Here is a 13,706-nt window from a genome sequence, read left to right on the forward strand (position 1 = left end):
AGTTGACACCGCTGCGGCTACTGTTCGGCCCATGGCCCGGTTCGCCCCACTCCTGATGTGCCTGGTCCTGATCGGAGTGATGCTCGTGGGCGAGTCGCCCGCAGTCCCGTCGACCCCGGCGACCGCGATCGGCCCACTGCGGCGCAGCGTGGACAACCCGAGGTACTTCGCCACGCCCGACGGGCGGCCCGTGCTGCTGACCGGCGCGCACACGTGGCAGAACCTGCAGGACACCGGCCGGACGGACCCGCCAGGCGCCTTCGACTACCCGGGCTACCTGGACTTCCTGCAACGCAACAACCACAACTTCTTCCGGCTGTGGACCTGGGAGCAGGCCCGGTTCTCCAACGAGATCGCCAGCGACGACTACTTCACCTCGCCCATGCCTTACGCGCGAACCGGCGCGGGCAGGGAGTCCAAGTTCAACCTCGACACGTTCGAGCCCGCCTACTTCGACCGGATGCGGCAGCGGGTCGTGCAGGCGGGTCAGCGCGGGATCTACGTCTCGGTGATGCTGTTCAACGGCTGGAGCATCGAGTCGTGCAAGGGCCAGTTCTGCGAGAACAACCCGTGGCGTGGTCACCCGTTCAACAAGGACAACAACGTCAACGGGGTCGACGGTGACCTCAACGGCAACAACAGCGGCGAGGAAACGCACACCCTCGCCGTACCGGCCGTCACCGCACGGCAGGAGGCGTACGTGCGCAAGGTCGTCGACACCGTCGGCGACCTGGACAACGTGCTCTACGAGATCTCCAACGAATCACCAGGTGACTCGGTTCAGTGGCAGTACCACATGATCGAGGTCGTCCGGACGTACGAACGCGGTCGCGGCAAGGTCCACCCGATCGGCATGACGTCGGCCTACCCCGGCGGTGACAACGCCGACCTGCGGTCCTCCCCCGCCGACTGGATCTCCCCCAACGGCGACATCGAGAACCCGCCGGTCACCGACGGGACCAAAGTCGTCCTGTCGGACACGGACCACCTGTGTGGCCTGTGCGGCGACAGTTCGTGGCCGTGGCGGTCGTTCACCCGGGGCGAGAACCCGATCTACATGGACCCCTACGACGGCGCGTACGGCATCGGCGGCCAGATGGACGACAGCACCCAGGTCGCGATCAGGGCCAACCTCGGCACCGTCCGGGCCTACGCGGCCTCGATGGACCTCAGGACGGCGAGACCTCAGCCGGAGCTGTGCTCGACCGGGTACTGCCTGGCCGGTCCACGGGAGTACCTGGTGTTCAGCCCCGGCAAGCCGTTCACCGTGAGCGTGGCTCCCGGGTCGTACGACGGTCAGTGGCTCGACCCGAAGACCAACCGGGCGACGAGCGTGCCCGAGCTGCAGGCCGACCGCGGCAGGCAGTTCACGCCGCCGTTCAGCGGCCCCGCGGTGTTGTACCTCAAACAGCGCTGACGCCCGCCGGTGGACTCCACCGGCGGGCGTCGGAAAGCAGTTCGGGCGTTACTCGATCGGGCCCAGGCAGTACACGGTCTTGGGCTCGGGGAACAGCACCGGCCCCGACTCCTTCGGGCACTGCGACTCCTCGGCCGTGGGGCCCGAGATGACCTTGAGGACCTTCACGGCCTCGTTGCTGCCCTTCGACGCGGCGCAGTCGACCTTCGGGTAGCTGGCGTTCGCCTCGTCGTACTTGCGGCAGTCGCCCTCGGCCCACTTGGGCATCAGGCACAGCTTGACGCCCTTGCCGCCGGACAGGGTGAACTCGTCGTACTTCGCGTCCGCGCCGCACGAGTCCGAGTTGCTGGGCAGTGTCTTGCCGACCACGTGCGTCGCGTCCGCCGAGTCGCAGCCGACCGTGTCGTAGCTCGGCTTGGCCTTGGTACCGGACACCTTGGCGCAGTCACCGGCCTTGGCCTGCACCACGTCGTTGCTCAGGTAGCGGTACACACCCCAGCCACCGAGGACGACGACGACCGCGACGATGCCGATCAGCCACTTGCGGCCCTTCTTGCGGGGCGGCTGCGCCGAGGACGACGACGGCGGCAGCTCCGCCCCGGGCGGCGGCAGCGCGGCACCCGGCTGACCCGCGGGCGGCGGCGGCATCGGCGCACCCTGCCCCGGCGGCGGCATCATCGGAGCGGGCCGGCCCTGCTGACCAGGCTGGGCGTTGGGATCGGTGGACATGTGGGTTCCCCTCTGTCAGGCGCCAGGACTGCCTCCCGGGCCGGTTCTGGCGAGCGAACAGTAGACCCAGCCGGATGCCGCGACGGCACGGGGTCCACTGTCCGAATGCGATAGTCGACCGTCCATCCCGGCCAGGTCTCGAAAGCGCTGCGAATCGGTGTCGCCAGCGCAGGCGGATATCGTTGTCGTCGTGCGAAGACTCGTCCGGACACTGGTCCTGGTCACCGTCTTGTCCATCATGTTCGGCGTGCCGTGGCTGACGCTGTTCGGGCCGGGAACCGACTGGCCGGGCGCGGTGACCGCGACCGGGACCGCGGTCCTCGCCGCCGCCTTCCTGTCGCTGCCCGTGACGATGTACCTGGGTCACAGCAGGCACGGCAGGGACTGGGCGGCGCGGATCGGGGACACGACACTCGGCGCGATCTGGGTCCTGCTGAGCTGGTCGGTGCTCGGCCAGGTGCTCGGACTGGTCCTGCTGGGCGTGGACGACCCGCTGCGGTCCCGGACAGTGGCCGGATTCGTCGCAGTGACGGCGGCGGTGCTGCTGGCGTGGGGTTTCCACGAGGCGATGCGGCTGCCGCGGATCAAGCGCGCCGACGTCCCGATTCCCGGCCTGGGCAGCGACCTGGCCGGCGCCACGCTCGTGGTCATCTCCGACACGCACTACGGGCCCCTCAACCGGGCACGCTGGTCCGCCGCGGTCGCCGAGGCGGTCAACGCGCTCGACGCGGACATCGTGTGCCACGCCGGCGACATCGCCGACGGCTCCCCGTCTCGCCGCAAGGACCAGGCCGCGCCGCTGGGCAGCGTGAACGCGCGCCTGGCAAAGGCCTACATCACCGGAAACCACGAGTACTTCAGCGAAGCGCAGGCGTGGCTGGACCACATGGCCGACCTCGGCTGGGAGCCGCTGCACAACCGTCACATCATCGTGGAACGCGGCTCGTCGCGGCTCGTGCTCGCGGGTGTGGACGACGCGACCGCGAAGGCGTCCGGGGTCGCCGGGCACGGCGCCGACCTGGTCGCCGCGCTGGCAGGCGCGGATCCTGATCTGCCGGTCATCCTGCTCGCGCACCAGCCCAAGCAGATCGGGCAGGCACGTGACCGGGTGGACCTGCAGATCTCCGGTCACACGCACGGCGGCCAGATCTGGCCGTTCCACTACCTGGTCCGCCTCGACCAGGGCGCGGTGCACGGCCTGTCCCGGCACGGTTCGCGCACGCGGCTCTACACCACGCGCGGCACCGGCTTCTGGGGTCCGCCGTTCCGGATCTTCGCACCGAGCGAGATCACCGTGATCACGTTGCGGGCGGCCGGATGAGAATCGTGTCGCTGCTGCCCGCGGCCACCGACATCGTGCACGTCCTCGGCCGTACACCGGATCTGGTGGGCCGGACCCACGAGTGCGACTGGCCCGACGAGGTGGCCGGCGTGCCGGTCGTGACCGCCAGTGGCGTGGACAATTCCTTGAGCAGCAAGGAGATCTCCGCGGCCGTCGGCGGTGCGCACCACGGTTCGTCGCTGTACGGCCTGGACACGGACCTGCTGGCCGAACTGTCGCCGGACCTGGTGCTGACACAGGACCTGTGCGAGGTGTGCGCGCTGTCGTACCGTCAGGTGTCCGACGCTGTGCGGGTGCTGGACGTCGGACCGCGGGTGGTCAGCCTGGAACCACGGACAGTCGACGAGATCCTGGCCTGTATCCGTCAGGTCGGTGAAATCCTGGGCGTCCCCGATGTCGCCGCCGGACAGGTCGGGTCGTTGCGGGCCCGGCTGTCTCACCTGCGTGATCAGGTCGCGGGCAGGCCGCGGCCCCGGGTGGCCGCGATCGAGTGGCTGGACCCGGTGTGGCCCGCCGGTCATTGGGTTCCCGAGCAGATCTCGTACGCGGGCGGCGTTCCGCTGCTCGCCGCACCCGGTGACCACACCAGCCCCGTCGAGTGGCAGGCGGTGCTGGATGCCCAGCCTGACGTGCTGCTCGTGCTGCCCTGCGGTTTCCCGCCTGAGCGGACCAGGGCCGAGATGCACGCGCTGACCGGACGTCCCGGGTGGGCCGGGATCCCCGCCGTGCGGGACGGCGCCGTGTGGGTCCTGGACGGGCCCGCGTACTTCAACCGGCCGGGTCCCCGGGTCGTGCGCGGCGCCGAGATCATCGCCACCTTGCTGCACGGAACGGATATCGGCTGGTCAGCGGGCACGCGTGAAAAGTGTCGGTGGCCGGGTGCATGATGCTCGCAGACACAACCGATCACCGAGTTCTTCTCACCGAGGGGCCAGCGATGACCATCCACGAACACCTCACCACGTTCCACGGCTTGCCGGTGGTGGGGTTCCCCGCCGAGCAGCCGCCGACCGGGCCGGTGGCGTGGCGGCTTGCCATCGAACCGTGGGACGGCGACGAGACGTTCGCGGACCTCTGGGACAAATTCATCTCCACAGTGGACACTTCGACGGTGACGGCCATCGTCGTCGGCCAGTGGGGCGAACCGGGTGACGACACGCGCTCGAACGTGGTCATCGACCTCGTCCTGGCGGCGAAGGACCGGCTGCCCGCGCTGACCGGGATCTTCCTCGGCGACCAGGTGATGGAGGAGAACGAGATCTCCTGGATCGAGCAGAGCGACATCACGCCGCTGCTGACCAACCTGCCGCAGCTGACCGAGCTCGGCGTCCGCGGCGGCGACGGTCTCGCGCTGAAACCCGTGCAGCACAGCGCGTTGGAGGTCCTGCACATCCAGACCGGCGGCCTGCCGCGTGGCGTGGTGAGCGCGGTGTCCCGCTCGGAGCTGCCCGCGTTGCGGGATCTGCGGCTGTGGCTGGGTGTGGACGAGTACGGCGGCGACTGGCAGCCGGAGGATCTGCGACCGTTGCTGGACGGCGGGAAGTTCACCAGCCTGCGCGCGCTCGGCCTGCAGAACAGCGACCGGCAGGACGAGATCTGCGAACTGGTCGCCGATTCCGCCATCGTGCGCCAGGTGGAGACGCTGGACCTCTCGATGGGGATCCTGACCGACAAGGGCGCGCGGCACCTGCTGCCGTTGACCCACCTGAAGAACCTCGATCTGCACCATCACTTCCTGTCCGACGAGATGTCCGAGGAGCTGCTCGCCGCGTTGGTGCCTGCCGGGGTCACGGTCAATGTGGACGATGTCCAGCAGGCCGACCGCTACGAGGGCCACCCGGAACCGTACTTCTACACGGCGATCTCCGAATGAAGTTCGTAGTCGTCGGCAACCCCGGCAACCGGCGGGTGGCGATGTTCGCCGACGCCGTCCGCACAGCAGGCCTGCCGCCCGCGAAAGTGCTGTCCTGGCGGGAGATCCTGGCCGGGACGTGCGCGGTCCCGACGGATTCCGTCGTCCGCGTCGATTCGCCCGGTGAGGATGAGCATGTGGACCGCTTGTTACGCGGGCCGCTGGCTCATCCGTACCGCGCGGATGGCAGTGGTGCCTGGTACGAGGGTTTCACGCGGGCCCTGCGGCGGCTCGGCGAAACCGTGGAGGGAACGCCGGGTGCGCGGCTGCTCAACGACCTCGACGATGTCGCCGTCATGTTCGACAAGCGGCGTTGCCACGAGGTGCTGACGCAGGCCGGTTGCCCGGTGCCGCCGACCATCGGCGACGTCGACGGCTACGAGTCCTTGCGCGAGAAGATGCTGGAACGGCGCTGGAGCAAGGTGTTCGTCAAACCCGCGCACGGTTCGTCCGCGTCCGGCGTGGTCGCGCTGACCGCGGTGGGCTCGCGCGTGGCGGCGACGACGTCGGTCGCGGTGACGCCGGACGGTCTGATGAACAGCCTGCGTGTGCAGACCTATCGTGACGAGCAGGCAGCGACGCTGATCGACCGGTTGTGCGCCGACCCGGTACACGTGGAACGCTGGTTCCCCAAGGCATCGCTGGGTGGGCGCAGCATCGACCTGCGTGTCGTGGTCATCGCGGGCAAGGCGACTCACGCGGTCGTGCGGGCCAGCAGTCATCCGATCACGAACCTGCACCTGGGCGGGGCCAGGGTCGACGTGGCCGAACTGCGTGCGGTCATCGGCGCGGCCCGGTGGCGGGAATGGCTTGACACGTGTGAGAAAACGGCGGCGCAGTTCAGCCGTACGCTGATGGTGGGGGTTGATCTGTTACCGGGAATGGGATGGCGGCGGCATGTGGTCGGTGAGGTGAACGCCTTCGGCGATCTCCTGCCTCGGCTCACCGGCCTGCCCGACGGTCCGGCGGCGGGGATGACCACGTACGAAGCCCAGATCGCCGCGTGCGTCGGCAAGCTGGCCACGGCGCCATCGGACCAGCCGTGACCGTGCCGCACATGGACATGAACGCCGTCGTGGGCAGCCACGACGTGGTGATGATCACGCTCGACACGTTGCGCTACGACGTGGCGCGGTCGTTGGCCGAGCAGGGCAGGACACCGGTGCTGTCCGGGGTGATCCCGGGTGGCAGGTGGGAGCGGCGGCACGCGCCGGGCAGCTTCACCTTCGCGTCGCACGCCGCGATGTTCGCCGGGTTCCTGCCGACTCCGGCCAGCCAGGGGCCGCATCCCCGGCTGTTCGCCGCACGGTTCGCCGGTAGTGAGAGCACGGCAGGCGGAACGTGGGTGTACGACGCGCCGGACATGGTCAGCGGCTTGGCCAAGGCCGGGTACCGCACGGTGTGCATCGGCGGTGTCGGGTTCTTCAACAACCAGGGCGCGCTGGGTTCCGTGCTGCCCGGCATGTTCGCGGAGAGCCACTGGTCGCCCGAGTTCGGCGTGACCGCGCCCCACTCCACGCGATCCCAGGTGGACAAGGCGCGGGAGATCATCGCCGCGCAGCCACAGGACCAGCGGTTGTTCCTGTTCCTCAACGTCTCCGCACTGCACCAGCCGAACTGGTTCCACAAGCCCGGTGCGTCGGCGGCGGACGGTGACACCCTGGCCAGTCACGCGGCCGCGCTGGAATACGTCGACGCCTCGCTCGCCCGCCTGTTCGAAGCGCTGCGCAGGCCGAGTTTCGTGATCATCTGCTCCGACCATGGCACCGCGTACGGCGAGGACGGCTACACCGGGCACAGGTTGGGGCACGAGGTTGTGTGGACAGTGCCGTACGCGCAGTTCCTGCTGGAGGACGCCGCATGACGCCTTATCAGGACTACGTGTACGCGTATCCGCACAAAACCGCGTACCGCCCGCTGGCCCCACGGCCGAGACTGCGGGACATCTGGGCGGACGAGCCGCGGGACGCGCTGTTCCACTACGTGCACATCCCGTTCTGCGAGATCCGGTGCGGGTTCTGCAACCTGTTCACGCGGACAGGTGCACCCGCCGAACTGGTCACCCGGTATCTGGACGCGCTGGACCGGCAGGCAGCCGCCGTCCGGGCGGAACTGGCCGGCCGGGCCACGTTCGTCCAGGCGGCGATCGGTGGTGGCACGCCGACGTACCTGGACGCGGGCGAGCTGGAACGGTTGCTGGACATCGTCGGCCTGCCCGGGATCCCGCTGTCGGTCGAGACGTCGCCGGACACCGCGACGCCGGACCGGCTCGCGGTGCTGGCCGAGCGTGGCGCCACGCGCATCAGTTGTGGCGTGCAGAGTTTCGACGACAAGGAAGCCAAGGCCGCGGTGCGCCCGCAGAAGCGGGCCGTGGTGGAGTCAGCGTTGGACGCGATCAGGGCGGCCGGTTTCCCCGTACTCAACATCGACCTGATCTACGGCATCACCGGCCAGACCGACCGCAGCTGGCTCGCGTCCGTCGATGCCGCGCTCGCGTGGCAGCCGGAGGAGCTGTACCTGTACCCGCTGTACGTGCGCCCGTTGACGGGACTCGCCGGGCGGGAAACCCCGCAGGAATGGGACGAGCAGCGGATGCGGCTGTACCGGCTGGGCCGGGACCATCTGCTGGCGGCGGGCTACGAGCAACAATCCATGCGCATGTTCCGGCGCGCGGACGCTCCTTCCGCGGGCGGGGACGACTACTCGTGTCAGTCGGACGGCATGGTCGGCCTGGGGTGCGGTGCTCGTTCGTACACAAGGGAAATGCACTATTCGTTCGACTACGCGGTCAGTCCCGGCGCGGTGCGCGGGATCATCGACGACTACGTGTCGCGGCCGTCGGCGGATTTCGCTGTGGCCGAGGTCGGTGTCCGGCTCGACCCGTCCGAGCAACGTCGGCGTCACCTGCTGCAGTCCGTCCTCCAGGCCGACGGCTTGGAGAAAGCGTTGTACCGCGAACGCTTCACCACGGACGTGACGTCGGACTTCCCCGAACTGGCCGCGCTGGCCGACCGTGGCTGGCTCACCGAGTCCGAAGACCACCTGCGGCTCACGCCCGAGGGGCTCGCCTGGTCGGACGCGATCGGTCCGTCGCTGTTCTCCCCGGCTGTCCGTGCGGCCATGGCCGCGTACGACCGGAGGTGACTGTGCACCTCACCATGCTTTACCGCGGCCCGTTGGCGTCCTGTGACTACGACTGCGCGTACTGCCCGTTCGCCAAGAGGCGGGACAGCACACAGCAGCTCCGCGCGGACCGTGCCGCCTTGCAGCGGTTCACCGGCTGGGTCGGCGAGAACACCTCGGACGAGCTCTCGGTGTTGTTCACGCCGTGGGGCGAGGGCCTGGTCCGGTCGTGGTACCGCGAGGCGATGGTCAGCCTCAGCCGGATGCCGCACGTCCGGCGGGTGGCGATCCAGACCAACCTGAGCTGCAGACTGACCTGGATCGCCGACTGCGACCTGGACACCGTCGCGTTCTGGGTGACGTACCACCCCACGCAGGTCACCCAGGACCGTTTCCTCAGCAAGTGCGCGGAGCTGACGCGACTCGGCGCCCGCTTCAGCGTGGGAATGGTCGGCGTACCCGAAAACCTCACAGGAGCCCGTGACCTGCGGGAGGCGTTACCGGACAGCATCTACCTGTGGGTGAACGCCGCGGACGGCCACTCGTACACCGACGAGCAGGCAGCAGAGTGGCAGGCCGTCGACCCGCTGTTCCACTACAGCAGGCACGCCCACGTCAGCAAAGGCCAGCCCTGCCGCACAGGCGACACCGTGATCTCAGTGCTCGGCGACGGGACAGTCCGACGATGCCATTTCGTCCCGCAGACCATCGGCAACCTCTACGACGACTCGTTCAGGGCAGCCCTCAAACCACGGCCGTGTCCCCTGTCCACATGTGACTGCCACATCGGCTATGTCCATCTGGAACCAACCGGCTTGTACGACGTGTTCACCGGCGGCGTCCTGGAACGGATCCCCACGAGTCCCGGCGCACAGCAAAGAACGCTTCTACCTCTGATCGAGGGCTGAAACAAGACTGGAAGAAAACCAGAAGGGCCTGCTGACAGCATCGGCCGGGTGAAGCGAATCATATGGTCGTGCGTCGCGCTGGCGCTCGGCGTCCTGTTCGTCGTGGCGGCAACCTTCGCCCTGCTCGACGACAAGGTCAGCTGTGGCGGCAAGACGATGAGCGAAGGTGACGTCTGCGTGCGGGAGAACCGCAGCGGCACAGTCGTCGCCGAGGACGACATCAACGACACCCGTACCTCGGAGAAGGTCGGCACCTTCATCGGCATCGGCTTCGGTGTCCTGATTGTCGTGATCGGCTTCCAGAACCTGCGCATCGGCCTCCGCAACCGCAAGACGGCCGCGTCCCAGCACCAGGGGAACACCGCGGCACCCTGGCCGCCCCAGCCCCAGCCGAACCCCCAAGGTCCACAGCAGCAGCAAGCACACCAGCAAGGCTGGCAGCACCAACCCCAGCCACAGCAGCCCAGCGCGCAGCAATACCCACACCCGGACCAGCACAGCTGGCAGCAGCACGGCACCCAGCCCCAGCCAGACCAGCAGAACTGGCAGCACGGCACCCAGCAGCCACACCCAGACCAGCAGAACTGGCAACAGCAACCTCAGCAACACGGCTCACAGCAATAGCCGCGGCCACGCCCAGATCAACACAGCCCGCTCCGCACCTCGCCCGGACGAGCACAGCAGGCAACAGCACTCTTCTCACCACGCTCAAACCAGCTACAACTGGCAGCTACAAGCACAGCCGCCACCACCGAGGCCAACGCGGACAGCAACTTCAGCCACAACAGCACGGCACACAGCACACCCCGACCAGCCCAGCTGGCCGTAGTATCCGCACCTACACCTACACCTGCGCAACAGCAAACACATCTCCGGCAACAGCTGCAGCACTCCCAAGCCGAACACCGGCAGAGCAACACAGTCACAACCCCACTAGCACTGCCGGCAACAGCAACCCTGCAACTGCACAGCGCCGCACCCACCCGGATCAACCGGCGACATCGCGCCCCACAGCCACAGCCCATTCGGACCAGCAAAGCCGCAACCGATCCAGCACAGCAGCCATAGCCAGACCGTGATCGGGGGCAGGCAGGCGGATCGACTGAGGCGTGCCTCACCGTCGGTGCGTGGCGGTTGTCAACGTCCTAGGGGTTCACCTACGTGTTCGGCTTCGACTGCGCCGATCTCGGACAGCATTCGGCGGGCCTCGTCCCAGGCTGTCCGTGCTCCGGCCGCGTCGCCGGATGCCATCAGGTAGCGGCCTCGGGTGATCAGTGCTTTTCCGTGCCATCGGGGGTCGCCGCTGACGCTGAGGGCGGCGAGGCCCTTGTCGAGGTGCTTTCTCGCTGCTTCGAGTTCGTCGGCGTCCATCAGGACTTCGGCGAGGACCACTTGGGTGCAGGCCAGGCCGTGGGAGTCCAGGGTCAGTTCGAGGACGTCGAGGCCGCGTTCGGCGCACGCGCGGGCCTCGTCCAGTGCGCCGATGGCCCTGTGGGTTTCGGCGAGGCAGCGCAGCGCCGCGCCTTCTCTGCGGAGGTCGCCCGCGCCGCGCAGGGCGTCGCGGCTTCTGATCAGCACTTCGAGCGAGCCTTCGAGGTCTCCCACCGCTCTGCGGACGATGCCCAGTTCCCGCAGCGTCGCGCCTATCCAGCGGCGGTCGCCGAGGCGTTCGAAGGTGTCCACGGCCGCGCGCAGCCGTTCTTCGGCCCGGTCCCATTCGCCTCGGTAGCGGTCGAGCACACCGGATTCTCTGAGCGTGTAGGCCCGCCACCTCGGTTTGTCCAGCGCTTCCAGCACCGACAGGCAGCCGTCGAAGTACCTCGCCGCGTCGTTCCACCTGCCTTGCAGGCGTTGGGCCACCCCCACCGAGAGCAGGGTCACGACTTCGAGCAGCGGGTCGTTGGCGTGCGGCAGGATTTCCAGCCCGGCCCGGAAGTACTCCTCGGCTTTGCGGAAGTCCCTCGTCTCCCTTGCCGCGAGGCCGACGGCGAACAGGGCGTACGCCTTCCAGTACGGGCTGCCGGAGCCGCGGGCCGCCGCGAGGCTCAGTTCGGCGACGCGTTTCAGATCCGCCCATTGCGCCCGGAGTTCGAGGAACGCCGCCACGGTCGCCGACAGGTGGTAGGTCAGGTCGTGGTGACCGTTGGCGGCCGCGTGTTCGATGGCTTCCAGGATCGCCGGGTGTTCCTGGTCGAGCCAGGCCGCGGGCGCTCGGTCGATCTCGTCGAGCACTCCTGGTGCGTCCACTGTGAACGGTGGGCAGTCGAACTGGTACAGCCCGCCGAACTCCAGCAACGCGTCGGCGCGCTTGCCCAGGTGCAGGTAGGCGTTGACCATCCTGGTCCGCGCGACGTGGCGTTCGTCGTCGGCCGCGAGTTTTTCCTGTGCGTACAGGCGGATCAGGTCGTGGAAGCGATAGCGGCCCGGTGCGGCTTCGACCAGGTTGACGTCGACGAGGTCTTCGACTAGTCGTTCCGAGGTGCGGAAGTCCACGTCCAGCACGGCCGCCGTCGCCCACGGCGGCAACCCGTTGTCGGGCATCAGCGCCAGCAGGCGGAACGCGCGCTGGTGTTCGGCGTCGAGGCTGTCGTAGCTGAGCAGGAAGCTGGCGCGGATCTCCCGGTCGCCGCCGACCAGTTCGTCGAGCCTGGTCCGTTCGTCCTCCAGGCGCGCGGCGAGCGCCGCGGCGGTCAAGTGCGAGCGGGAGCGCAGTTTCGTGCCCACGATCCGCAACGCCAGCGGCAGGCCGCCGCACAGTTCGACGATCCGGCGCACGCTCGGGTCCGCGGCGGCCAGCCGGTCGTCACCGACCAGGTCGGCCAGTAAAGCCAGCGCGTCGACCTGGTTGAGCACGTCCAGGTCGACGAGTTTGCGCATGTCCAGACCTGTCAGCCGACGCCTGCTCGTGATCAGCACGGCGCATTCGGCGTTGCCGGGGATCAGCGACCGGACCTGTTGCTCGGTGGCCGCGTTGTCCAGGACGACGAGAATTCGCCGTCCTGCCGTGCGGTCGCGGAACAGGCCGACCCGCTCCTCCAGCGTGGCGGGCACGTCGGCGCCGTCCACGCCGAGGTCGCGCAGGAACCTGGCGAGGACCTCGCTCGGGTCACGCGGCCTGAGCCCGTTGCCCTGCAGGTCGATGAACAGCTGGCCGTCCGGGAACTCGGCCGCCACCCGGCGCCCGGCGCGGACCGCGAGCGCGGTCTTGCCCAGCCCCGGTTTCCCGGTGATCGCGACAACGGGCAGCACGCCGCCGTCGCGCGGTGTCAGCAGCTGGCAGATCTGCTCGATGTGTTGCCGCCTACCGGTGTAGTGGTCGACGTCCGGTGGCAGCTGGCGCGGGCCTGCTTTGAGCTTCTCCCGCGGGTTGAGGTTCAGCGCCGGGTCGTCGCGCAGGATCCTGGTCTGCAGTTCACGCAACGCGGGCGCCGGTTCCACGCCGAGTTCGCTGTCCAGGCGGCGGTAGAGCTTCTGGTACGCGCTGAGCGCGTCCGGGCCGCGGTCGCTGCGGTGCAGGGCGAGCATCAGCTGGGCGACGACCTGCTGGCGGTACGGGTGTTCCGCTTCGAGTTCGGTGAGGTCGTGGATCACTTCGGCGTGCCGGCCCAGGCGCAGGTGGGCGTCGATGCGCTCCTCCATCGCCAGCAGCCGGGCCTCGTCGAGGTGCCGGGTCAGGCGGGTGCGGACCTCCTCCGCGGCGACCGATGCCAGGGCCGGACCGTCCCACAGTGCGAGCGCCTCGTCCAGGACCCGGATGCGGCCGTCGTCGTCCTGGCAGTTGCGGGAGGCCGTGCACAGGTCCATGAACTTGTTGACGTCGATGCTCTTCGGGTCGCACTTGAGCATGTAGCCGGGGCCGTTGCTGATCAACGCGACGCCGTGCCGCTCGGCGTCGGCGGCGTTGAGCACCGACCGCAGCCTGCTGATATGCGTGTGGATGACCCCTCGCGCGCTGCGCGGGGCCTCGTCGGGCCAGGTCAGCTCGACCAGCCGCTCCGCCGGCACCAGTTTGTTGGCGTCCAGCAACATCATCGCCAGCACGAACCGCTGCTTGCGCACACCGAGGTCGATCTGCTTGCCGTCGCTGATCGCCCGCACCGGCCCCAGTAGCCGAAACTCCACGGCACCCCTCCCCAGCCCCCGCCGCAGGGCATCTCGAAACACCTTAACCGGGCTACTGCATTAGGGGGGACCTTGGCTAGTTTCGTCAATCTTGACAGAACTTTCGTTTGACTCGTACGTAAGTTCTCGGTTAGGTTCCCGATCATGACTGTG

General features: G+C 68.5%; 11 protein-coding genes. 9 read left to right on the forward strand and 2 right to left on the reverse strand.

Features of this window, described 5'->3' with window-relative positions:
- Positions 1–31: 31 nt before the first annotated feature.
- Positions 32–1,417 (forward strand): hypothetical protein, encoded by a 1,386-nt coding sequence (locus AOZ06_RS34545; RefSeq protein ID WP_054293218.1) that lies wholly within the window; start codon positions 32–34, stop codon positions 1,415–1,417.
- 48 nt (positions 1,418–1,465) lie between these two features.
- On the opposite strand, the gene AOZ06_RS34550 is transcribed toward AOZ06_RS34545, so the two are convergent.
- Positions 1,466–2,146, reverse strand: a complete 681-nt coding sequence (locus AOZ06_RS34550; protein WP_157233416.1) for an LppU/SCO3897 family protein — start codon at positions 2,144–2,146, stop codon at positions 1,466–1,468.
- 238 nt (positions 2,147–2,384) lie between these two features.
- On the opposite strand from AOZ06_RS34550, the gene AOZ06_RS34555 reads away from it, so the two are divergent.
- From AOZ06_RS34555 to AOZ06_RS34590, 8 genes are read left to right on the forward strand one after another with little or no spacing between them, the layout of a single operon-like run.
- On the forward strand, positions 2,385–3,467 hold the full coding sequence (locus AOZ06_RS34555; RefSeq protein ID WP_157233870.1) for a metallophosphoesterase: 1,083 nt from the start codon (positions 2,385–2,387) through the stop codon (positions 3,465–3,467).
- On the forward strand, positions 3,464–4,375 hold the full coding sequence (locus AOZ06_RS34560) for a cobalamin-binding protein (RefSeq protein ID WP_054293221.1): 912 nt from the start codon (positions 3,464–3,466) through the stop codon (positions 4,373–4,375). The genes AOZ06_RS34555 and AOZ06_RS34560 overlap by 4 nt, the downstream gene beginning before the upstream one ends.
- A gap of 50 nt (positions 4,376–4,425) precedes the next feature.
- Positions 4,426–5,361 (forward strand): STM4015 family protein, encoded by a 936-nt coding sequence (locus AOZ06_RS34565; protein WP_054297131.1) that lies wholly within the window; start codon positions 4,426–4,428, stop codon positions 5,359–5,361.
- Positions 5,358–6,446, forward strand: a complete 1,089-nt coding sequence (locus tag AOZ06_RS34570; RefSeq protein WP_054293222.1) for an STM4014 family protein — start codon at positions 5,358–5,360, stop codon at positions 6,444–6,446. The genes AOZ06_RS34565 and AOZ06_RS34570 overlap by 4 nt, the downstream gene beginning before the upstream one ends.
- A gap of 11 nt (positions 6,447–6,457) precedes the next feature.
- Positions 6,458–7,264, forward strand: a complete 807-nt coding sequence (locus AOZ06_RS34575; protein WP_218921829.1) for an STM4013/SEN3800 family hydrolase — start codon at positions 6,458–6,460, stop codon at positions 7,262–7,264.
- Positions 7,261–8,544, forward strand: coding sequence for an STM4012 family radical SAM protein (locus AOZ06_RS34580; RefSeq protein WP_054293223.1), 1,284 nt, complete (start codon positions 7,261–7,263; stop codon positions 8,542–8,544). Before AOZ06_RS34575 ends, AOZ06_RS34580 begins: the two co-directional genes overlap by 4 nt.
- Entirely contained in the window at positions 8,541–9,431 is an 891-nt protein-coding gene (locus AOZ06_RS34585; RefSeq protein ID WP_218921830.1) for an STM4011 family radical SAM protein, read from the forward strand. The genes AOZ06_RS34580 and AOZ06_RS34585 overlap by 4 nt, the downstream gene beginning before the upstream one ends.
- A gap of 48 nt (positions 9,432–9,479) precedes the next feature.
- On the forward strand, positions 9,480–10,055 hold the full coding sequence (locus AOZ06_RS34590; protein ID WP_054293225.1) for a hypothetical protein: 576 nt from the start codon (positions 9,480–9,482) through the stop codon (positions 10,053–10,055).
- A 513-nt stretch (positions 10,056–10,568) separates the two neighbouring features.
- Here AOZ06_RS34590 and AOZ06_RS34595 read toward each other — a convergent pair.
- On the reverse strand, positions 10,569–13,553 hold the full coding sequence (locus AOZ06_RS34595; protein WP_157233417.1) for an AfsR/SARP family transcriptional regulator: 2,985 nt from the start codon (positions 13,551–13,553) through the stop codon (positions 10,569–10,571).
- Between the last annotated feature and the right edge of the window lie 153 nt (positions 13,554–13,706).

This window comes from Kibdelosporangium phytohabitans, assembly GCF_001302585.1.
GTDB classification, from domain to species: Bacteria; Actinomycetota; Actinomycetes; order Mycobacteriales; family Pseudonocardiaceae; genus Kibdelosporangium; species Kibdelosporangium phytohabitans.

Coding starts and splice junctions, on each gene's coding strand:
- AOZ06_RS34545 (WP_054293218.1), top strand. CDS start 32: ATGGCCCGGTTCGCCCCACTCCTGATGTGCCTGGTCCTGATCGGAGTG.
- AOZ06_RS34550 (WP_157233416.1), bottom strand. CDS start 2,146: ATGTCCACCGATCCCAACGCCCAGCCTGGTCAGCAGGGCCGGCCCGCT.
- AOZ06_RS34555 (WP_157233870.1), top strand. CDS start 2,385: ATGTTCGGCGTGCCGTGGCTGACGCTGTTCGGGCCGGGAACCGACTGG.
- AOZ06_RS34560 (WP_054293221.1), top strand. CDS start 3,464: ATGAGAATCGTGTCGCTGCTGCCCGCGGCCACCGACATCGTGCACGTC.
- AOZ06_RS34565 (WP_054297131.1), top strand. CDS start 4,426: ATGACCATCCACGAACACCTCACCACGTTCCACGGCTTGCCGGTGGTG.
- AOZ06_RS34570 (WP_054293222.1), top strand. CDS start 5,358: ATGAAGTTCGTAGTCGTCGGCAACCCCGGCAACCGGCGGGTGGCGATG.
- AOZ06_RS34575 (WP_218921829.1), top strand. CDS start 6,458: ATGGACATGAACGCCGTCGTGGGCAGCCACGACGTGGTGATGATCACG.
- AOZ06_RS34580 (WP_054293223.1), top strand. CDS start 7,261: ATGACGCCTTATCAGGACTACGTGTACGCGTATCCGCACAAAACCGCG.